We start from the raw sequence: 20,548 nt of genomic DNA on the forward strand, positions 1-20,548 counted from the left end.
CGGAGGGCCTGGTCGCCGTCACCATCGGCTCGCTGTTCGGCATCGCCGGCGTGCCGATCATGGGGGCGCTGGCCGATCGCATCGGCAGCGCCAAGGTTTATGCCGGCGGGGCTCTGTTCGTGCTCCTCCTGGCCTATCCGCTGTTCTGGATGTTCGACACGCACAGCGTGGTCTGGTCCACGGTGGGCATCGGCCTGGGCTACGGCATCGGCTTCGGGGCGATGGCGGGCGCGCAGGGCGCGTTCCTGGCGAACCTGTTCCCGACGCGCTATCGCTTTTCCGGTCTCGCCATGTCGCGTGAGCTCAACGGCGTGCTCGTCGCGGGCCCCACGCCGCTGATCGCGGCATCGCTGGTCGCAGCTGCGGGCGGCAAGCCGACCCTGGTGGCCGCCTATCTGATGGCCTGCTGCGCCCTGACGATCATCGCGGTCCTGGTGATCAAGCATCGCTCGGTCCACGACTGAGCCCCAACGCCCCGCACGGGCTCGGCTTGCGCGAGCTCGTGCGGATGCTCCGGCTTTGCGAAAGCCGCCGCGCCTTCAGCCGACCTTGCCGTAGCCCGCGAATTTCGCCGAGACCCGCGCCATCTCCTCGGTGTCGAGGATGACCGGCTCGAGCCCCGCGGCGAGGATGTCGAGATACTGCCCGGCGAGGTTCTCGACCTCGGCGACGATCTGATGCGCGCCGGCAAGCGAGCCGCCGAGCGCGATGACGCCGTGATTGGCGAGCAGCACAGCCTTGCGCCCCTCCAGCGCCTGCACCGCATTGGTGGCAAGCTCGGGCGTGCCGAAGGTCGCATAATCGGCGCAGCGCACATCCGCCCCGCCGCAGAGCGCGATCATGTAGTGGAAGGCCGGAATGCCGCGCCGCGTGCAGGAGAGCGCCGTCGCGCGCGGCGAATGGGTGTGCACGATCGCCTGCGCATCCGGCCGCGCCTTGTAGATCTCGACATGGAACGGCCATTCCGAGGACGGCTTGCGCGCGCCCGAAAGCACCGCGCCGTCGAGCGAAAGATGGATCAGATTCTCCGGCTTGGTCTGTGCATAGGGCAGCCCGGACGGCGTGATCAGCAAACCGCCTTCGAAGCGCGCCGAGACATTGCCGGATTTCGAGGGACAAAAACCCGCACGGTCGATCGCCTGCGCGACCGCGACGATCTCTGCCCGCAACGCCTGCTCGTTCATGCCGCCGCTCCACACGCCAGATCCGGGAACAGCCCCGCCAGCCCCTCGCTGCTCGCGGCGCAGACCCCACGCTCGGTGATCAGCCCCGTCACCAGCCGCGCCGGCGTGACGTCGAAGGCCGGGTTCGCCACCGCGCTGCCCGGCGCCACGACCCTGACCGCTCTCACCTCGCCATCCTCCGCCAGCCCGGCGAGATGCGTGACCTCGCGGCCGGCGCGCTCCTCGATCGGAATATCGCGCAGGCCGTCGCGAATGCTCCAGTCGATCGTCGGCGAGGGCAGCGCGACATAGAAMGGCACGCCGTTGTCATGCGCYGCCAGCGCCTTGAGATAGGTGCCGATCTTGTTGGCGACATCGCCGGCGGCCGTGGTGCGGTCAGTCCCGACGATGACGAGATCGACCTGCCCGCGCTGCATCAGATGGCCGCCGGCATTGTCGGTGATCACGGTATGCGGCACGCCATGGGCGCCGAGCTCATAGGCCGTCAATGCCGCGCCCTGGTTGCGCGGGCGCGTCTCATCGACCCAGACATGGACCGGAATGCCGGCATCATGGGCCAGATAGATCGGCGCCAGCGCCGTGCCCCAGTCCACCGTGGCGATCCAGCCGGCATTGCAATGGGTCAGGATATTGACGGGCTGGCCCGCCAGCTTGCGCGCCGCGATCTCGCGGACCAACGGCAGGCCGTGCCCGCCGATGGCGCGGCAGAGCGCGACATCCTCGTCGCAGATCGCGGCCGCCTCGGTATAGGCAGCCTCGACGCGGGCGGCCGGAGCGAGCTGCGTCAGCACGCGCCGCATGCGCGCGAGCGCCCAGCGCAGATTGACCGCCGTCGGGCGCGTGGCGCCAAGGAGGGCCAACGCCGCGTCCAGAGCCGTGTCGGACGCGTCGGCCCGCATCGCCAGCGCCACGCCATAGGCGGCCGTTGCGCCGATCAGCGGCGCGCCGCGCACCACCATGTTGCGGATCGCGTCGGCGGCCTGCTCGGCCGAACCGAGCGCCACCGTCTCGAAGCGGAAAGGCAGCCGCGTCTGGTCGATGACGACGACGCGCCAGCCATCCTGTGCGAGCCAGATCGTCCGGTAATGCTGGCCATTGATCTTCATTGTCTGCGCTCAATGCCCGCTGAAGGAGACCAGCGTCCGGACCGGCACGCCGAGCCGGCGGATCTTGTCGGCCCCGCCGAGCTCCGGCAGGTCGACGATGAAGCACGCCGCCACCACCTCGGCGCCGAGCCTCGTCAGGAGATTGACCGCGCCTTCCGCCGTGCCGCCGGTCGCGATCAGGTCGTCGACGAGCAGGACGCGCTCGCCCGGCTGCACCGCGTCGCGATGCACCTCGATCTCATCGGTGCCGTATTCGAGCGCATAGGTCACGCGCAACGTCTCGCCCGGCAGCTTGCCCTTCTTGCGCACCGGGATGAAGCCGGCCGAAAGCTGGTGCGCCACCGCGCCGCCAAGGATGAAGCCCCGCGCCTCGATGCCGGCGATCTTGGCGATCTTTAAGCCCGCGAAGGGCTGCACCAGCTCGTCCACCGCGCGCCGGAAGGCGCGCGCATCGCCGAGCAGCGTGGTGATGTCGCGAAAGATGATGCCGGGCCGCGGATAATCCGGGATGGCACGGATCGTGTCGGCGAGATTCATGGGCGGCATCCCGGGCGCGTGGTCGAGCGCCTTGGTCGGACGCCCGGCCCGCTTCGTCAAGGGTGCGGCCATCACGCGCTCTTGAGCACCCGTCCGGCGATGGCGTCGAGCCTGGCCAACAGGGYCGGATCGCGGAAGGCAGGCGCCGTGATGATCGCGTTGTCGAGAGCGTTGTGCGAGCCGGCCGGACAGGGCTCGCGCTCGGCCGGGAAATCCGCGGCCAGGCGAGCGACGAGGCGGCGCGCCTTGTCGGCGTTCTCATGCAGCACCGCGACGACGGAGGCGACGTCGACCGCGCCATGCAGCTCGTGCCAGCAATCGTAATCCGTCACCATCGCGACGGTGGCGTAGGTGATCTCGGCCTCGCGCGCGAGCTTGGCCTCGGGCATCGCCGTCATGCCGATCAGGTCATAGCCGAGCCCGCGATAGGTCATCGATTCGGCATAGGTCGAGAATTGCGGCCCTTCCATCGTCACCAGCGTGCCGCCCCGAACGAAGGGCAGTTCCTCCGCTTCAGCCGCTTCGGCGAGCCGGTTCTGCAGACCCGGCCCCACCGGATGGGCGACGGAGACATGGGCGACGCAGCCCTTGCCGAAGAAGGAACTCTCGCGCCGGCTGGTACGGTCGACGAACTGGTCGACCAGCACGAAGAGCCCCGGATAGAGCTCGGCCTTGTAGGAGCCGCAGGCCGAGAGCGAGACGAGATCGGTCACGCCCGCCCGCTTCAGCACGTCGATATTGGCGCGGTAGTTGATGTCGGAGGGAGACAGCGCATGGCCCCGCCCGTGCCGCGGCAGGAAGACGATCTTCGTCGAGCCGATCCGGCCGATCCGCAGCGCATCGGAAGGTTCGCCCCAGGGGCTCTCGATCCGCTCCTCGCGGATATCCGTYAGGCCCGGCAGATCGTAGATGCCCGATCCGCCGATGATTCCGAGTACGGCTTCGCTCATGAATGCTTCCCTCAAGCATCGGCCGAAAGGTGGAAGCCACTTTTCGGGGACAACCGATGCGGTAACAAATAGGTCGATCGCCGTTGCCGCGCCCGACAGGACACACGGCGTTCCGGTGCGGGCGCGGAAGGGATCACCTTTCGATGACGCTCGCAATACAGGACCCGCAAGATGGGCGGAAACGGAGGCCCCAAAAGAAAAAGGCCCCGCCGAGCGGAGCCTTTTCCAGAAGGATGTCCTGTTGCCTCAATGGGCGGGCGAGCCATCCGGCATGCGCGACCAGATCTTCTTCTTGCTGAAGTAGAGCAGGAAGGCGAGGATCACGAGGAAGGGCATGAACCACAGCGCGATGCGCTTGCGCTGCTCCATATGGGGCTCCGCCATCCAGACCATGAAGGCGGCGACGTCGCGCGCGTACTGGTCGACCGTCTCGGGCACTTGCGGCTTGCCGTCCGCGCCCTTCGGATATTCGACCTGGCCATCCGAAAGCGGCTTCGGCATCGCGATCAGGTGGCCGGGCATGTATTCGTTGTAGTTCTGCCCGGGCAGGAGGGCCTGGAAGCCGGCGGGCGGCTCCTTGTAGCCGACCATCAGGGCGTGGATGTAGTCCGGGCCCTGCTCCTGATACTGGGTGAAGATGTCGAAGATGAAGCGCGGGAAGCCGCGCTCATAGGTGCGCGCCTTGGCCAGAACCGAGAAGTCCGGCGGATAGGCGCCGCCCTGGGCCGCACGGGCCGCCTGCTCGTTCGGGAAGGGCGAGGGGAAACGATCCGCCGGGCGGCCCGGCCGGTCGAACATCTCGCCCGTCTCGTTCGGGCCGTCCTTGATCTGGTAGGTCGCCGCGAGCGCCGCAACCTGGCCGGGCGTGAATTCGGGGCCGCCGGGCTCCGACAGGTTGCGGAAGGCGACGAGGCTGGCGCCGTGGCAGCTCGAGCAGACTTCCTTGTAGACCTTGAAGCCGCGCTGGAGCTGCGCCCGGTCGAACTTGCCGAGCGGGCCCGAGAAGCTCCAGCTGAGCTGCGGCGGCTCGACACGACCTTCCGCCGCGTGGGCGGCCGGAAGCGACAGTGCCGTGAAGGCAAGGCCGGCGGCGAGACCCGTCAGGGCCAGACGAAACGATGTTCTGCTCATGGTTCCGTCAGCCCTTGACGTTCGGTTCGGCAGCGGTGGCGGCCGCCATGCGGACGGCCGAGCCGTTCTTGGCGGAGGCCAGCACGGAGTCGGCGATCGAGGTCGGCAGCGCCTTCGGACGCTCGAACAGGCCGACGACGAACAGCGCGACGAAGAAGCCGAAATACAGCACGGTGAAGATCTGCGAGGCGATGACGTAGCCGCCCTCCGGCGGCATCGCGCCGAGATAGCCGAGCCCGATGCAGACGATGACCCAGGCCCAGAACACGGAACGGTGTCCTTCTCGACGTTCTTCACCTCGACGCCGGTCGGGTTGTTCTGTCCGACGACGTGCAGCGCCCAGATGTGCAGCCCGACGACGCCGAAGATCATGAACGGCAGCAGGTAGTGCAGCGAGAAGAAGCGGTTCAGCGTCGGGTTGTCGACCGAGTAGCCGCCCCAGAGATAGGTCACGATCGTCTCGCCGACCACCGGCAGGGCCGAGAACAGGTTGGTGATGACGGTCGCGCCCCAGAAGGACATCTGGCCCCAGGGCAGCACGTAGCCCATGAAGGCCGTGGCCATCATCAAAAGGAAGATGACGACGCCGAGGATCCAGAGCACCTCGCGCGGGGCCTTGTACGAGCCGTAATAGATGCCGCGGAAGATATGCACGTAGACCGCGACGAAGAACATCGAGGCGCCGTTGGAGTGCAGGTAGCGCAGCAGCCATCCGTAGTTCACGTCGCGCATGATGTGCTCGACGGAGTTGAAGGCCATCGTCGCATGCGGCGTGTAGTGCATCACCAGGATGACGCCGGTGATGATCTGCGCCACCAGCATGAACACCAGGATGCCGCCGAAGGTCCACAGGTAGTTCAGGTTGCGCGGAACCGGATAGGACACCGCCGAATCATGAGCCAGCCGGATGATCGGCAGGCGCGCGTCGAGCCAGCGCTCGATGCCGGTCTTCGGAACGTATGAACTGTGACCACTCATGAAGAATGCCTCAAGGCTGTCTCAATCTGTCGGGAAAGCGTCGAGCGCATCGCTCAGCCGATCTTGATCTTGGTGTCCGCCGTGAAGGCATAGGGCGGAACCGGCAGGTTGAGCGGTGCCGGGCCCTTGCGAATGCGGCCGGAGGAATCGTAGTGCGAGCCATGGCAGGGGCAGAACCAGCCGTCGAAATCGCCCTTCGACTCGCCCGGAGCGGTGCCGAGCGGAATGCAGCCGAGATGGGTGCAGTTGCCGAAGACGATGAGATACTGCTCGTGGCCGGCCTTGGTGCGCTGCTGGTCGGTCTGCGGGTCGCGCAGCGTGCTGACGTCGACGGCGAGCGCCTCGTCGATCTCCTTCTTGGTGCGGTGGCGCACGAAGATGGGCTTGCCGCGCCAGAAGATCTTGATCGCCTGGCCAGCCGCGATCGGCGCCAGATCGACATCGACCGGCGCGCCGGCCGCGATGGTCTGGGCGTCGGGCGCGAGCTGGCTGATCAGCGGAACGACGATGGAGCCGGCCGCGACCGCGCCGGCGGCGCCGGTCGCGAGCAGCAGGAAGTCGCGGCGGGTTGTTCCGGTCGATGTATCGGTCGCGTGCGCCACGATCCAATCCCTCATACGTCTTGCGAGCTGGAACAGCTCGAAATTGTCGCCTGTCGCCCTCATAGGGGCGCGTCGCAACCTCCGCAATGCGGCGGTGCGTCACCTTGGGCTCTTTGACATGCAGATTTGACGAAGTCTACTGTCGCGAGCGTCCCGTCAGCGCATGGCGCACAGGCGGCTGGCGAGGGCTCAGACCGCGAGCTTCTCCGGATCGGCCGCGGCCAGGAATCCGCCGGACTGGCGGGCCCAGAGCCGGGCATAGAGCCCACCACGCGCGATCAGCTCCTCATGGCTGCCGACATCGACGATCCGGCCCTTGTCGAGCACGATCAGCCGGTCGAGCGCCGCGATGGTCGAGAGTCGGTGCGCGATCGCGATCACCGTCTTGCCCTGCATCAGCGCCGCGAGCTGCTGCTGGATCGCGGCCTCGACCTCCGAATCGAGTGCCGAGGTCGCCTCGTCGAGGATCAGGATCGGTGCGTCCTTCAACAGCACGCGGGCAATCGCGATGCGCTGGCGCTGGCCGCCGGAGAGCTTCACCCCGCGCTCGCCGACACGCGAATCGAAGCCCTTGCGGCCGTCCTGGTCGTGCAGGCCGACAATGAAGTCATGCGCCTCGGCTTGCGTCGCCGCGGTCGCGATCTCGGCCTCGCCCGCGCCGATGCGGCCATAGGCGATGTTGTCGCCGATCGAACGGTGCAGCAGCGAATTGTCCTGCGTCACCATGCCAATCTGGGCCCGCAGCGAATCCTGCGTGACATGGGCGATGTCCTGCCCGTCGATCAGGATGCGCCCGCCCTCGAGCGGGTAGAGCCTGAGCAGCAGGTTCACCAGGGTCGACTTGCCCGCGCCGGAGGGGCCAACAAGCCCGACGCGCTCGCCGGGCTTGATCGACAGGTCGAGCCCGTCGAACAGCCCGTCCCCCTTGCCGTAGTTGAAGCGGATCTTGTCCAAGCGGATCGCCCCTTCGTCGATCACCAGCGGCACGGCGCCGGGTGCATCCGGCAGGTCGTGCGGCTTGGCGATCGTCTCCATGCTCTCCTGCACCGAGCCGATATTCTCGAAGATGCCGCGCACGAGATGGATCAGCCAGCTCGACATCTGCACGAGGCGCAGCACCAGGCCGATGGCCGCCGCGACCGCGCCGGGCGTCATCTCGCCATGGCTCCACAACCAGAGCGCCAGCCACGCCGTCGCCACGACGAGCAGGCTGTTCATCGTCTGCAGGATGACGCTGACGCCCGTGATCAGGCGCGAGAGATTGAGGAAGGATTCGTTCCACCATCCCAGCGATTCGCGCACGGCCGAACGCTCGGCATCGGCCCGCGCGAACAGCTTCACCGTCAGGATRTTGGTATAGGAATCGACGATGCGCCCCGTCGTGCWGGARCGSCCSAGCGARTTCGCCTCSGAGCGCTTCTTSGCSCGYGGCACGAAATAGATCAGCAGCRCGRCATAGGCACCGAGCCAGGCGACGACCGGCAGCGCGAGCCACAGGCTGGTCTTGCCGAAGAAGCCGATGGCGACCGAGGCGAAGACGAGCGCGTACCAGAGATCGTCGATGACCTCGATGGTCGCGCCGCGGATCGATTGTCCCGCCTGGATGACGCGGGCCGAGAGCCGCCCGGCGAAATCGTTCTGGAAATAGGAGAGCGCGTGGCCGAGCGTGTAGACATGGTTGCGCCAGCGGATCTGGTTGGTGATCTGCGGCACCACGACCTGGTCGACGATGGCGTGGTTGGCGAAATAGATCAGCGGCCGCACCACGACGAGCAGGAAGGCCGCCCCCGCGAGCACCCAGCCATGGTCGCGGAAGATCGTCTCGGGCGACTGGGTCGAGAGCAGGTCGACGAACCAGCCGACCATCAGATACATCGCCGCCTCGATGCCGCTGAAGCCGAGGCCGGTGATCATGATCACCGCCATCCAACCCTTCACGCCCCTGATGTGATGCCACATGAACGGCCAGACGCCGCGCGGCGGCGTCTCCCGCTCGTCGAAGGGAGCGAAGACGTCGATGCGGCTCTCGAGCCAGCGGAAAAGCGATGCGAACATGGACCGCCCTCCTCTGGGTCGATATCGCGGCGAAATTTAGAGCGAGATATGGGTTCGATTCAGACCGAAGACCACCCTGCTTGACGCATGTCGGCCCGCCAGCCCATGACAGCAGCCCGATGACAGCCATTGTTCTCCGCCTCGCGCTCTTCCAGCCGGACATTCCGCAGAACGCCGGCACGATGATCCGCATGGCGGCCTGTCTCGGCCTCGCCGTCGATATCGTCGAGCCGGCGGCCTTCGATGTCTCGGACCGGCATTTCCGCCGCTCGGGCATGGACTATCTCGAGCGCGCCACCGTGGCGCGCCATGATTCCTTCAGAGCTTTCGAGGAATGGCGCCGGGCGGAAGGACGCCGGCTCGTGCTGGCCGAGACGGATGGCGATGTCGCCCTGCCGGATTTCGCCTTCCGGCCGAACGACATCGTCATGGTCGGGCGCGAATCCGCCGGCGTGACGCCTGAGGTGCGCGAGGCGGCGCAGGCGAGCCTGCATATCCCGATGCGCCCCGGTTTGCGCTCGATCAATGTCGCGCTGGCCGCCGCGATGGTAATGGGCGAGGCATTGCGACAGACAGGCGGCTTTCCCGGCCGCGCAGAAGCCAACCGGACCGATCATGAGCACGCGCCGCCCCGCTGAAACCTCCGCTCCCGTCGATGCTGCCGCCGTCGCCGCGCTGAAGCCACGCGCGGCGGCCTGGTTCGCGGATCTGCGCGACCAGATCTGCGCGGCCTTCGAGCAAATTGAGGACGAGGCCGCCGGTCCCTTCGCGCCCGAGGCCGATGCCACGCCCGGTCGCTTCGCCCGCAAGCCCTGGCAGCGCACCAATCACGACGGCGCGCCGGGCGGCGGCGGCGTGATGTCGATCATGAAGGGCCGCGTCTTCGAGAAGGTCGGCGTCCATGTCTCGACGGTGCATGGCAGCTTCCATCCCGACTTCGCCGGGCAGATTCCCGGCGCTGCGGACGATCCGCGCTTCCACGCCACGGGCATCTCGCTGATCGCCCACCCCTGGAACCCGAACGCCCCGACCGTCCACATGAACACGCGTTTCGTGGTGACGACGCGGCCTTGGTTCGGCGGCGGCGCCGATCTGACGCCGGTGCTCGACGCCCGCCGCACGCAGGACGATCCCGACAGCCGCGACTTCCACGCGGCGATGCGCCGGCCCTGCGATCGCTTCCCGAAGGTCGCGGATTATCAGAACTTCAAGGAGTGGTGCGACGAGTACTTCTTCCTGAAGCACCGCAACGAACCGCGCGGCATCGGCGGCATCTTCTACGATTATGTCTGGACCGGGGATGTCGAAGCCGACTTCGCCTTCACCCGCGCCGTCGGCGAGGCGTTTCTCGACATCTATCCGAACGTCCTATGCCGCAACATCGGCAAGCCCTGGACCGAGGCCCAGCGCCATGAGCAGCAGGTCCGGCGCGGCCGCTATGTCGAGTTCAACCTGCTCTATGACCGCGGCACGATCTTCGGCCTGAAGACCGGCGGCAACGTCGATTCCATCCTGTCCTCGATGCCGCCGACGGTGCGCTGGCCGTAAGGGGCGCGGCCTCGCCAAGCGGGGCACGGGGAACCGGCGCTTACCGGGCCGACCTTACGATCTCTTCGACAAACCCCATCTGCTCATCCATGCCGGCCGGGCAGCCGGCCTCGATCCAGCCCCGCCGGGCTGCTTCCAGCAGCCGTCCGACACGGGGCCCGGGCGGGACGCCAAGCGCGACGACGTCCTTGCCCGTCGGCAGGAAGGGCGGCGTCCTGGCGAGCTCGGCGATGAGCCGCTGCACGTCATGTCCGGCCTCTTTCCCGGCCGAAGCGCTCAGCAGGACCAGTGCGGCGGCGACCGCAACGCTCCCCGTGCTTTGAGCGGCATGGCGCAGCGCGACGACCGGAGGCAGGCCCGGCCGCCCGCCGAGGCTTTCCAGCGCGGCGGCGATCCGCTCGATCCGGTCGAACTCCTCGTTGGACAGCCTCAATCGCTCGCGCAGCCTTACGGCGTCCTCGCTCACCGCGACCGACAGCGCCGCCAGCCGGAACGCCGGATGGACACCTTCGCCGCCATCCCCGGCCACAGCCGCGAAACGGGAGAGATGCGGCACCCCGCCGATCACCGGCATCAGCAGCCCGGCCCCCGCCATCGCCTGCAAGGTGGCCGAGGCGCCCGGCGCGACCAGCAGCTTCATCAGCTCCGCCCGCACCCGCTCCCGCGACAGGCCCCCGAGGCCTTCGCGCCCGGCGATACAGGCTGCGATCCCCTCGGAATCGGGTTCCCCTGCGCCATAGCGCGCATGAAAGCGGAAGAAGCGCAGGATGCGCAGGTAGTCTTCGCGAATGCGGGTCGCGGCATCGCCGATGAAGCGCACGCGGCGCGCGGCGAGGTCGGCCAGGCCGCCGCAATAGTCATGGACCCGGCCGTCCCGGTCGAGCCCGAGCGCATTGATGGTGAAGTCGCGTCGCGTCGCATCGGTGGTGAAGTCGCGGCCGAAGACGACCTTGGCCCGGCGTCCGTCGGTCTCGACATCCTGTCGCAGCGTCGTCACCTCGAAGCTCGCGCCGCCACCGACGAGCGTCACCGTGCCGTGCGCGATGCCGGTCGGCACGGCCTTGAAGCCCGCCGCCCGGCCGCGCCGGATCGTTTCCTTCGGCAGGGCGGTCGTGGCGAGATCGATATCGCTGATCGGCTCGCCGAGCAGCAGGTTGCGGATGGCACCGCCGACGATGCGGGTCTCCTCGCCCTCGCCGTTGAGCGCGGCGAGCAGGCGCACCAGAACCGGTCGCGCCAGGAAGGCCGCGATCCTGTCCTGTGCCGGAGCGTTCATCGGAACCGGCCGGGCACGAGCACGCCGTTCTCCATATGCGGCGGCTCGTAGGCGCCCTGGCTGCGCTTCGTCATGAAGCCCTCGACGGCGAGGATGCCGATCACCAGCGCGAGCCCGACGACCGCCAGCCAGAAGGCATGGCGGCTCCAGTGCTCGACATCGAAGGGGTTGCGCCGCCGGACGACGAGATAGCCCGCGAAGATGCAGAAGGGCAGGACGAAGAGCAGAACCTCTTCGATGATCGCGCGCAGCATTCTCTCGTCCTTCAGCCCGCCAGCCGCTCGTAAAGGTTACGAATGATGCCGGCGGTCGCGCCCCAGATATAGCGATCCCCGAAAGACATCGCATAGTAGGTGCGCATATGGCCCTGCCACTCGCGCCCCTCGCGCTTGTGGTTGGCGGGGTCGAGCAGGAAGGAGAGCGGGGTCTCGAAGGCCTCGTCGACCTCGTTGTGGTTGATCGTCAGCGAGAACGGTGGCTCGACCAGCGCGACCACCGGCACGATGCGGTAACCGGTTCCGGTCAGATAGGCGTCGAGGAAGCCGAGCGTGCGGACATGCTCGCGGGCAAGCCCGATCTCTTCCTCCGTCTCGCGCAGCGCCGTCACGACGGGCGAGCCATCGACGGCATCGACCCGTCCGCCCGGAAAGGCGACCTGCGCCGAATGGTTGCGCAAGGCCGCCGATCGCTGGGTGAGCAACACGGTCGGCCCCGCCGCGCGCGCCACCACGCCGATCAGCACGGCGGCGGGAACCGCCCGCTCCTCGTCGGGAATGGGCACGGGCTGCGGCTGGTTCTCATGGTCGCCGCGCGGCCGGGCGATCACGTCGCCGAGCAGAGGTGGCTCGGGCCGCAGGCGCTCCCGCGCCAGCGCCGCGAAGGCCTCGGCGCTGAGATTGAGGGCTTTCCCTGATGTCATGAGATATCGAGGCCCTCGATCTCGCTTGCGGGCAGCGCCGGATAGAAATGCCCCGCGGCCGCGATGCCGAACATTGCCTCGCCCGCGACCTCCCGCACCTCGCCGAGCGCCAGAAGGTCATAGGTCAAGGCCCGCGTCAGCCGGGCCCAGAGCCCGCGCCGGACATGCACATAAGGCTTCAGCCCGTCCTTGGCAGCCCGCTCGAAGCGCAGGCCATGCTCTGACCCGACGTTGAGTAGGTCGTCGACCTGCGTCCTGAAGGCCAGGCTACGCCCGTCGCCCTCACCGTCGACCTGCATCTCCACGGCCTGGAAAGGCGCATCGTCGACCCGGATGCGGATTTTTTCGACCGGGGTCACGAGAAAGTGCTCGTCGCCCTCGCGCTTGAGAACCGAGGAGAACAGCTTCACCAGCGCCGGCCGGCCGATCGGCGTACCCAGATAGAACCAGGTGCCGTCGGCGGCGATGCGCATGTCGAGATCGCCGCAAAAGGGCGGGTTCCAGCGCTCGACAGGCGGCAAGCCGCGCGGTTTGCCGGGCGTTCCGCTCCCGAGCGCCGCCATCAGCCTTTCCATCGCATTGCCCGGCGCCGTCATCGAAAGCCCCGCCGTTTTCGTCCGCGGCATATTGGTTGCATCGTGTTTCCGCCTTGAACTCCACATAATCGTGAAGCCGAGTTTATGTGTACCGCCGCAATCGGCGCTTGAGACTGCAAAACGGCCCGTCCACATTCAACGGTGGAACATGCCGTCGGGTTCGCGTCCTGCGATGTGCGTCCCGAAAGCAGCAAGGATGCAAGGGTGAAGGAGATCGACATGGCGGCGCAAGCCCGGGCAAACGAGAGCACTTCGCCGATCGACCTCGATACGGGCATCGTCGAGGCGGCCGAGGCCGCGCTCGGTGCCATCGGCTCGGCCCGCAAGGAGATCGGCCAGGTCATCTTCGGCCAGCAGAAGGTGGTCGATCTCTCGCTCATCACGCTGCTGGCCGGCGGCCACGGCCTGCTTGTCGGCGTGCCCGGCCTCGCCAAGACCAAGCTCGTCGAGGCGATGGGCACGGTGCTCGGCCTCTCGGCCCGGCGCGTGCAGTTCACGCCCGACCTGATGCCGTCCGACATCCTCGGCTCGGAGGTTCTCGACGAGTCGAGCGACGGCAAGCGCCATTTCCGCTTCATCAAGGGCCCGGTCTTCGCCCAGCTCCTGATGGCGGACGAAATCAACCGCGCGAGCCCGCGCACCCAGTCGGCCCTGCTGCAGGCGATGCAGGAGCACCACGTCACCGTCGCCGGCGAGCGCTACGACCTGCCCGCCCCCTTCCACGTGCTCGCCACCCAGAACCCGATCGAGCAGGAAGGCACCTATCCGCTGCCGGAAGCCCAGCTCGACCGCTTCCTGCTCGAGATCGATGTCGGCTATCCCGACCGCGAGGCCGAGCGGCGCATCCTGCTGGAGACCACCGGCGCCACCGAATACAAGCCTTCGCAGGCGATGACGGCCGAGACTCTGATGTCGATCCAGCGGCTCGTCCGCCGTCTGCCGGTCGGCGATGCTGTGGTCGATGCCATCCTCGACCTCGTCCGTTCCGCGCGTCCCGGCGAGGGCGACGCGGCCATCACCGACAAGCTCGCCTGGGGCCCCGGCCCGCGCGCCAGCCAGTCGCTGACGCTGGCCGCCCGCGCCCGCGCGCTCGTCGAGGGCCGGCTCGCCCCCTCGGTCGACGACGTCGTCGCGCTGGCCGCCCCCGTCCTCAAGCATCGTGTCGCGCTGACCTTCGCCGCGCGCGCCGATGGCGAGACCGTCGAGGGCGTGATCGGCCGCTTGGTGGAACGGCTGGGATAGGCTGATGCTGCGCACGCGTGTCCTGAGTCAGACCGAGCGACAGCCGGCGAGGCCCGTCCTCACCGCTTCGCTCGACCTTGCCGCGCGCCTGCCCCGCCTTATCCTCGAAGCCCGCCGCGTCTCGGCCAGCGTCCATGGCATTCACGGTCGCCGCCGCGCCGGGCCGGGCGAAACCTTCTGGCAATACCGCCCGCTGGTCGCCGGCGAATCCGCCTCGCGCATCGACTGGCGCCGCTCGGCGCGTGACGGCCACCTCTTCGTGCGCGAGCGGGAATGGGAAGCCTCCCACACCGTCTGGCTCTGGATCGACCGCTCGGCTTCGATGGGCTTCGCCTCCTCGCTCGCCCTCACCTCCAAGATCGACCGCGCCCTCGTCTCCGGCTTCGCCCTGGCCGAGACGCTGGTCGAAGGCGGCGAGCGCGTCGGCCATCTCGGGCTGACCCGGCCGCTCGCCTCGCGCAACATCATCGAATTGCTCGCCCAGGCCATCGTCGCCGACCGCAAGAACGCGGAGGACGATCTGCCGCCAGCCATGCCGCTGCCGAGGCTCGCCGATGCGATCATCATCACCGATGGGCTCTCGCCCTCCGCCTCGCTGGCGCAGCGCATCGGCACCCTGTCGTCGAGCGGCGCGCGCGGCCATGTCCTGCTGATCGCCGACCCGATCGAGGAGACCTTCCCCTTCACCGGCCAGGCCGAGCTTTTCGACCTCGAGGACGGGCTGACCCTGCGCGTCGGCGATGCCGGTTCCTGGGGCGAGGAATATCGCCAGCGGCTCGCCGCCCATCGCGAGACGATCAGGGAGGCCTGCCGCAAGGCCGGCTGGACCTTGACACTCCACCGCACCGACCGGCCGGCGAGCGAAGGCGTGCTGCGCGTCGCCAGCCTCATTGCCGCCGCGCGCGGCGCTTCCGGCTTCTAGGGAGGGACGCGAGATGTTCGGCGCCCTGCCCCTGACCTTCTCCGCACCGCTGGCGCTGGCGGCGCTCGCCTTGCTGCCGGCACTCTGGCTGCTGCTGCGGGTGACGCCGCCGCGCCCGCGCCGCATCGACTTCCCGCCGCTCAAGATCATGGCCGACCTCGTCCCGAGGCGGGAGACGCCGGCGCATACGCCCTGGTGGCTGCTCGCCTTGCGGATGGCTGTGGCCGCGCTCGCCATCCTCGCGGTTGCCGGCCCGGTCTGGAATCCGCCCCGCGATGCCGGGCCGGCGCGCGGCCCGGTGCTGCTCCTCGTCGATAACGGCTTCGCTGCCGCGCCCGACTGGGCGGAGCGCATCGCCGTCGCCGAATCCCGCATCGCTGCCGCGACCCGCGAAGGCCGCACCGTCGCCGTGGTGGGCCTGGCCGAGAACCCGGCGGAAATCTCGCTGCTCGATCCACGCACCGCTCTCGAGCGCCTGCGGGCCATGACGCTCGAACCGCATGCGCCGGACCGCGCCGCCCACCTGCCCCGCATCGAGAATGTCCTGCGCAATGCGCCGGAGGCCGAGATCGTCTGGGTGTCGGACGGGCTCGCGATCGGCGACCCCGGCCCCTTCCTGTCCCGGCTGAAGCAGGTTGCCGGCAACCGCCGCCTCGCCATCCATGCCGGCCCGGCGATCCAGCTCGCGCTGGCGGCTCCCGAGAACCAGGCTGGAGCTCTCACGGTGAAGGTGCTGCGCCCGAACGCCGCCGCTCCCGCCACCGGCACAGTCCGCGCGCTCGACCTGAAAGGCTTGTCGCTCGGTGACGCCCCCTTCGTCTTCGAGGGCTCGGCGCTGGAAACCACCGCGCGCCTGACCCTGCCGATCGAGGTGCGCAACGCCGTCTCGCGTCTGGAGATCGCCGGCATCCGCAGCGCCGGAGCCGTCGCCCTGCTCGACGAGAGCTCGAAGCGCCGCCGCGTCGGCATCGTCTCGGGCACCACGGCCGACACCGCCCAGCCGCTGCTCTCCCCGACCTATTATGTCTCGCGCGCGCTCCAGCCCTTCGCCGAGATCCGCGAGCCGCGCCAGGGCTCGAACGACCCGATCGGCGAATTGCTGGCACAGAACCTCTCCGTGCTGGTGCTCGCCGATATCGGTGCGCTCGACCGCGAGACGACCGCGAAGATCGGCGATTTCGTGCAGCGTGGCGGCGTGCTGCTGCGCTTCGCCGGCCCGCGCCTGGCGGCCAGCTCCGACGAGTTGACCCCGGTCAAGCTGCGCCGCGGCGGGCGCACGCTCGGCGGCGGCCTCTCCTGGGACACGCCGCGCAAGCTCGCCGCCTTCACCCGCGAGAGCCCCTTCTTCGGCCTGACCATCGGCGCCGAGCTCCGCGTCAACCGCCAGATCCTGGCCGAGCCCGAGCCGAACCTCTCCCGCAAGACCTGGGCGGCGCTGGAGGACGGCACGCCGGTCGTCACCGGCGAGCACCGTGGCGACGGGCTCATCGCGATGTTCCACGTCACCGCCGACACCACCTGGTCGAACCTGCCGCTCTCCGGCCTCTTCGTCGAGATGCTGCGCAAGGTCGTCAATCTCGCCGGCGCCGGAACGACCGCCGACACGCAGGGCGAGGAAGTCCGGGCCGAGACGCTGTCGCCGACCCGCGTGCTCGACGGCCTCGGCCAGTTCCGCAGCCCGCCGGCGACGAGCCAGCCCGTCGCCCGCAACTTCGCCGGGCGTGCGACGCTGCTGCATCCGCCCGGCCTCTACGGCCCCACGGAAGGCTCCTTTGCCGTGAATGCGCTTGCCCCGAACGACAGGATCGCCGCGCTCGACCTTGCCAGCCTCGGCGCTCCCATCCTGCCGATCGACGAGCCGATCGCGCGCGACATCCGCCCGCCCCTGCTCGTCCTCGCCTTGCTGCTGCTGGTCGCCGACACGCTCGCGACGCTCTGGCTCGGCGGACGTCTCGGCTTCGGTCGTGCCCGCCGCACCGCCGCGCCGGCCGCGATCCTGCTCACGCTCGCCCTGGCCGGCGCCTTCCTTCCCGATCGCGCTGAAGCTCAGCCCGCCCCGGCGCAAACGCCATCCGCCGCACAGCAAGCCGCCCTTCCGCCAATCCCGCGCGAGCTCCTCGCCAATGGCGCGATGACGCGGCTCGCCTATGTCGTCACCGGCGACAGGGCGGTGGACGACATCTCGAAAGCCGGGCTGACGGGTCTGAACACCGTGCTCGGCGCCCGCACCGCGCTCGAACCGGGCGACCCCGTGGGTGTCAATGTCGAGCGTGACGAGCTCGCCTTCTTCCCCGTGCTCTACTGGCCGATCGTCGCCGGCCGCCCGATCCCCTCGGCCGAGACGCTGCGCAAGCTCGAAGCCTATATGAAGGGCGGCGGCCTCGTGATCTTCGACACGCGCGACGCCATGAGCGCCCGGCCCGGCGGCGGCACCACGCCCGAGGGCGACCAGCTCAAGCGCATGCTGCAGACGCTCGATATTCCCGAGCTCGAGCCCCTGCCCGCCGACCACGTCCTGACCAAGACCTTCTACATCCTGAACGGGCTGGTCGGCCGCTACGACACCGGCACCACCTGGGTCGAGACCCTGCCGCCCGCCGATGACGAAGGCCGCCGCCCGGCGCGCGCCGGAGACAACGTCTCGCCCATCGTCATCACCTCGAACGATCTCGCCGCCGCCTGGGCAATCGACCGGCGCGGTGAGGGGCTGGTCCCGCTCTCGGGCTCCGATCCGCGCCAGCGCGAGCTCGCCCTGCGCGCCGGCATCAATCTCGTGATGTATGCGCTGACCGGCAACTACAAGGCCGACCAGGTCCATGTCCCGGCTCTGCTCGAGAGGCTGGGGCAATAGCCATGTGGAGCTTCTCCTTCGCCCCGCTGATCCCGCTGCCGCTTTTGATCGGCCTCGCCGTGCTGGCGGCCGTCGCCGCAGGCGCGGCCATCGTGCTGGCCGGCCGCAGCGCCATCCTGCGCGCGCTCGCGCTGGCGGTGCTGGCCATCGCGCTCGCCGACCCCTCCCTGGTCTTCGAGGACCGCGAGCCGGTGAAGGACGTCGTCTCGGTCGTGGTCGACCGCTCGGCCTCGAACCGCCTCGCCGACCGCACGGCCCAGACCGACGCTGCCCTGGCCGATGTCGAACGGCAATTGCGCGGCATCCCCAATGTCGAGACCCGCATCGTCGACGTCCGCGACGCGCAGGGCACGAGCGACGGCACCCGCCTGTTCGAGGCGCTGACCAACAGCCTCGCCGACGTGCCTTCCGAACGCGTCGCCGGCGCCATCGCGATCACCGACGGCCTCGCCCATGATGCGCCGCCCAATGCCGAGGTGCTCGGCCTGCGCGCGCCGCTGCATGTCCTGACCACCGGCCGCAACGCCGAGATCGATCGCCGCATCGTGCTGGTCGATTCGCCGCGCTTCGGCATCGTCGGCAAGGACCAGATCATCCGCCTGCGCGTCGTCGACAAGGGCGGCCCCGGCCGCGCCGGGCTGACCATTCGTCGCGACGGCGAGATCGTCGCCCGTCGCGAGGTCGCGACCGGGCAGGTCGTGCAGGTGCCGGTGCGCATCGATCGCGGCGGGCCGAACGTCGTCGAGATCGAGGCCTCCCCGCTCGAKAACGARCTSACGCTYGCCAAYAAYCGCGCSGTCATCACSATCGAGGGAGTCAGGGACAAACTGCGCGTGCTGCTGGTCTCGGGCGAGCCGCATCCGGGCGAGCGCACATGGCGCAACCTGCTCAAGGCCGACGCCAATGTCGACCTCGTCCATTTCACCATCCTGCGTCCGCCGGAGAAGCAGGACGGTACGCCGATCAACGAATTGTCGCTGATCGCCTTTCCGACGCGCGAGCTGTTCCAGGTCAAGATCAAGGAATTCGACCTGATCATCTTCGACCGCTACGCCAACCAGTCGATCCTGCCGCTGGTCTAYTTCGACAACATCGTCCGCTATGTCCGCGAAGGCGGGGCGCTGCTCGTTGCCGCCGGCCCCGAATATGCCGGCGGCCAGACGCTCGCGCGCACGCCGCTCGGCCAGATCCTGCCGGCCGTGCCGGATGGCAGCGTCATCGACGAGGCCTATCGCGCCCGCGTCAGCGACCTCGGCAAGCGCCACCCCGTCACCCGCGACCTGCCGGGCTCGGAGGTCGATCCGCCGCGTTGGGGCGAGTGGCTGCGCATGGTCGGCGCACAGGCGCGAGCCGGTGCCGCCCCGGTGATGACCGGCCCCGGCGACCGCCCGCTCCTGATGCTCTCACGCGAGCAGAAGGGCCGTGTCGCGCTCTTCCTCTCCGACCATGAATGGCTCTGGGCCCGCGGCTTTCGCAATGGCGGCCCCTATCTCGACCTGCTCAGGCGCCTCAGCCACTGGCTGATGAAGGAGCCGGAGCTGGAGGAGGAGGCGCTGCGCGCCACCGCCCGCAACGGCATCGTCGAGGTCGAGCGCCAGACGCTGGGCGACAATCCCTCCCCCGTCACCATCACCGGCCCCGACGGTGGGTCGCGGCAGGTCGCGCTCGAAGCCGGACAGCCCGGTCTCTTCGCCGCCCGGATCCCGACGGACCAGCAGGGCCTTTATCGCCTCACCGCCGACAACCTCGCCGCCTTTGCCAGCGTCGGGCCGGAGAATCCGCGCGAGCTGATGGACGTGGTCAGCGATCCCAACGCGCTGCAGGTCCTGGCCCAGTCGACCGGCGGCTCCTCGCGCCGCATCGGCCATGAAGGCGATTCCGGCGTCAACGTTCCGCGCATCGTCCCGGTACGCTCCGGCAGCCAATTCGCCGGCGCCGACTGGATCGGCCTCAGGATCAGCGATTCCGGCATCGTCCGCGGCGTCCAGATCTCGCCGCTCTTCGTCGGTCTGATCGGGCTCGCGATCCTGTTCGGCGCGCTCGTCGCCGGCTGGCTCGGCGAGAGCGGAAGGCGCTTCAGGCGCGAGGGGTAGCCCGCAGCGGGCTCACCGCCCCGCGCCGCTGCGCCAGCACGCCCTCGACGAGCTCCAGCGCCAGGAAGCGCGAGGGATCGGCCGGGCCGGGCAGGATGAGCTGCCCCGGCGGAATGACCTTGAAGCCGAAGCGGGCGTAATAGGGCGCATCGCCGATCAGCATGACGAGATCGTGCCCGGCCGCGCGCGCCGCCTCGATCGAGCGGTTCATCAGCGCCGCGCCGATCCCCCTGCCCTCGAAGGCCGGATCGACCGTCAGCGGCCCGAGCATCAGCGCCGTATGTCCGCCGGCGGCGACCGGCGTCACCTTGACCGAGCCCACGAGGAAGGTGCCGACATGTGCCGCGAAGGACAAAGCCGGATCGGGCGGCACGCCTTCGCGCAGACGGAAGGCGGTGCGCGCGAAGCGGCCGGGGCCGAAGGCGCGCTCATGCAGCCGCTCGATGGCGGCCTGGTCCACGGGAAGCTCGTGGCGAATGGTCAAAGGCAGGGATGTCATGACGACCGGAGAAAACAGCAGCGGCGGGATAATGACGAAGGCCGGGCGCGCGGGCGCTC

18 protein-coding genes and 2 pseudogenes are annotated in these 20,548 nt (G+C 68.9%); 7 read left to right on the forward strand and 13 right to left on the reverse strand.

Going from position 1 to position 20,548, the window contains the following annotated elements:
* Positions 1-464: pseudogene (locus AB4Y99_RS02625) on the forward strand (MFS transporter); the annotation flags it as partial.
* 75 nt (positions 465-539) lie between these two features.
* Here the strand turns inward: AB4Y99_RS02625 and AB4Y99_RS02630 are convergent.
* The 8 genes and pseudogenes from AB4Y99_RS02630 to AB4Y99_RS02665 all read right to left on the reverse strand — a co-directional run bounded on the left by AB4Y99_RS02630 (position 540) and on the right by AB4Y99_RS02665 (position 8,543).
* Positions 540-1,184 carry a class II aldolase/adducin family protein gene (locus tag AB4Y99_RS02630; RefSeq protein ID WP_441522262.1) on the reverse strand — a complete coding sequence of 215 codons (645 nt, stop codon included), beginning with the start codon at positions 1,182-1,184 and terminating at the stop codon, positions 540-542.
* Entirely contained in the window at positions 1,181-2,290 is a 1,110-nt protein-coding gene (mtnA, locus tag AB4Y99_RS02635) for an S-methyl-5-thioribose-1-phosphate isomerase (RefSeq protein ID WP_441522263.1), read from the reverse strand. The genes AB4Y99_RS02630 and mtnA overlap by 4 nt, the downstream gene beginning before the upstream one ends.
* 9 nt (positions 2,291-2,299) lie before the next feature.
* Positions 2,300-2,836 carry an adenine phosphoribosyltransferase gene (locus tag AB4Y99_RS02640; protein ID WP_038360183.1) on the reverse strand — a complete coding sequence of 179 codons (537 nt, stop codon included), beginning with the start codon at positions 2,834-2,836 and terminating at the stop codon, positions 2,300-2,302.
* Positions 2,837-2,898: 62 nt separating this feature from the next.
* Positions 2,899-3,777 carry an S-methyl-5'-thioadenosine phosphorylase gene (locus AB4Y99_RS02645; RefSeq protein ID WP_441522264.1) on the reverse strand — a complete coding sequence of 293 codons (879 nt, stop codon included), beginning with the start codon at positions 3,775-3,777 and terminating at the stop codon, positions 2,899-2,901.
* 246 nt (positions 3,778-4,023) lie between these two features.
* Positions 4,024-4,908, reverse strand: a complete 885-nt coding sequence (locus AB4Y99_RS02650; RefSeq protein WP_133562819.1) for a cytochrome c1 — start codon at positions 4,906-4,908, stop codon at positions 4,024-4,026.
* A 7-nt stretch (positions 4,909-4,915) separates the two neighbouring features.
* A pseudogene (locus AB4Y99_RS02655) lies at positions 4,916-5,886 on the reverse strand (cytochrome b).
* 53 nt (positions 5,887-5,939) lie between these two features.
* Positions 5,940-6,503: a ubiquinol-cytochrome c reductase iron-sulfur subunit gene (petA, locus tag AB4Y99_RS02660; RefSeq protein WP_038360185.1), complete on the reverse strand. Its 564-nt coding sequence runs from the start codon at positions 6,501-6,503 to the stop codon at positions 5,940-5,942.
* A gap of 174 nt (positions 6,504-6,677) precedes the next feature.
* Entirely contained in the window at positions 6,678-8,543 is a 1,866-nt protein-coding gene (locus AB4Y99_RS02665) for an ABC transporter ATP-binding protein (RefSeq protein WP_441522265.1), read from the reverse strand.
* Positions 8,544-8,662: 119 nt separating this feature from the next.
* Between AB4Y99_RS02665 and AB4Y99_RS02670 the strand changes: the two genes are divergently transcribed.
* Together AB4Y99_RS02670 and hemF are read left to right on the forward strand one after the other, a co-directional pair.
* Positions 8,663-9,181 carry a tRNA (cytidine(34)-2'-O)-methyltransferase gene (locus AB4Y99_RS02670; protein WP_051987534.1) on the forward strand — a complete coding sequence of 173 codons (519 nt, stop codon included), beginning with the start codon at positions 8,663-8,665 and terminating at the stop codon, positions 9,179-9,181.
* On the forward strand, positions 9,159-10,091 hold the full coding sequence (hemF, locus tag AB4Y99_RS02675; RefSeq protein ID WP_441522266.1) for an oxygen-dependent coproporphyrinogen oxidase: 933 nt from the start codon (positions 9,159-9,161) through the stop codon (positions 10,089-10,091). The genes AB4Y99_RS02670 and hemF overlap by 23 nt, the downstream gene beginning before the upstream one ends.
* A gap of 40 nt (positions 10,092-10,131) precedes the next feature.
* On the opposite strand, the gene AB4Y99_RS02680 is transcribed toward hemF, so the two are convergent.
* From AB4Y99_RS02680 to AB4Y99_RS02695, 4 genes are read right to left on the reverse strand one after another with little or no spacing between them, the layout of a single operon-like run.
* The gene (locus AB4Y99_RS02680; RefSeq protein WP_441522267.1) at positions 10,132-11,367 is read right to left on the reverse strand and encodes a CCA tRNA nucleotidyltransferase; all 1,236 of its coding nucleotides are present in this window, start codon (positions 11,365-11,367) and stop codon (positions 10,132-10,134) included.
* The gene (locus AB4Y99_RS02685; RefSeq protein ID WP_038359260.1) at positions 11,364-11,621 is read right to left on the reverse strand and encodes a DUF6111 family protein; all 258 of its coding nucleotides are present in this window, start codon (positions 11,619-11,621) and stop codon (positions 11,364-11,366) included. The genes AB4Y99_RS02680 and AB4Y99_RS02685 overlap by 4 nt, the downstream gene beginning before the upstream one ends.
* Positions 11,622-11,632: 11 nt before the next feature.
* Entirely contained in the window at positions 11,633-12,286 is a 654-nt protein-coding gene (locus tag AB4Y99_RS02690) for a CoA pyrophosphatase (protein WP_191123832.1), read from the reverse strand.
* A complete protein-coding gene (locus AB4Y99_RS02695; RefSeq protein ID WP_441522283.1) occupies positions 12,283-12,861 on the reverse strand; it encodes a DUF1285 domain-containing protein in 579 nt (192 codons plus the stop codon). Before AB4Y99_RS02695 ends, AB4Y99_RS02690 begins: the two co-directional genes overlap by 4 nt.
* Before the next feature lie 240 nt (positions 12,862-13,101).
* Between AB4Y99_RS02695 and AB4Y99_RS02700 the strand changes: the two genes are divergently transcribed.
* From AB4Y99_RS02700 to AB4Y99_RS02715, 4 genes are read left to right on the forward strand one after another with little or no spacing between them, the layout of a single operon-like run.
* A complete protein-coding gene (locus AB4Y99_RS02700) occupies positions 13,102-14,124 on the forward strand; it encodes an AAA family ATPase (protein ID WP_112762871.1) in 1,023 nt (340 codons plus the stop codon).
* Positions 14,125-14,128: 4 nt separating this feature from the next.
* Positions 14,129-15,046, forward strand: a complete 918-nt coding sequence (locus AB4Y99_RS02705) for a DUF58 domain-containing protein (protein WP_441522268.1) — start codon at positions 14,129-14,131, stop codon at positions 15,044-15,046.
* 13 nt (positions 15,047-15,059) lie between these two features.
* Positions 15,060-17,897, forward strand: a complete 2,838-nt coding sequence (locus AB4Y99_RS02710) for a DUF4159 domain-containing protein (protein ID WP_441522269.1) — start codon at positions 15,060-15,062, stop codon at positions 17,895-17,897.
* 2 nt (positions 17,898-17,899) lie between these two features.
* Positions 17,900-19,990 carry a hypothetical protein gene (locus AB4Y99_RS02715; protein ID WP_441522270.1) on the forward strand — a complete coding sequence of 697 codons (2,091 nt, stop codon included), beginning with the start codon at positions 17,900-17,902 and terminating at the stop codon, positions 19,988-19,990.
* Here the strand turns inward: AB4Y99_RS02715 and AB4Y99_RS02720 are convergent.
* Positions 19,974-20,489, reverse strand: a complete 516-nt coding sequence (locus AB4Y99_RS02720; RefSeq protein ID WP_038359269.1) for a GNAT family N-acetyltransferase — start codon at positions 20,487-20,489, stop codon at positions 19,974-19,976. The genes AB4Y99_RS02715 and AB4Y99_RS02720 overlap by 17 nt on opposite strands.
* Between the last annotated feature and the right edge of the window lie 59 nt (positions 20,490-20,548).

Origin of the sequence: Allobosea sp. TAB14 (assembly GCF_052113865.1) — a bacterium.
Lineage (GTDB): Bacteria > Pseudomonadota > Alphaproteobacteria > Rhizobiales > Beijerinckiaceae > Allobosea > Allobosea spartocytisi.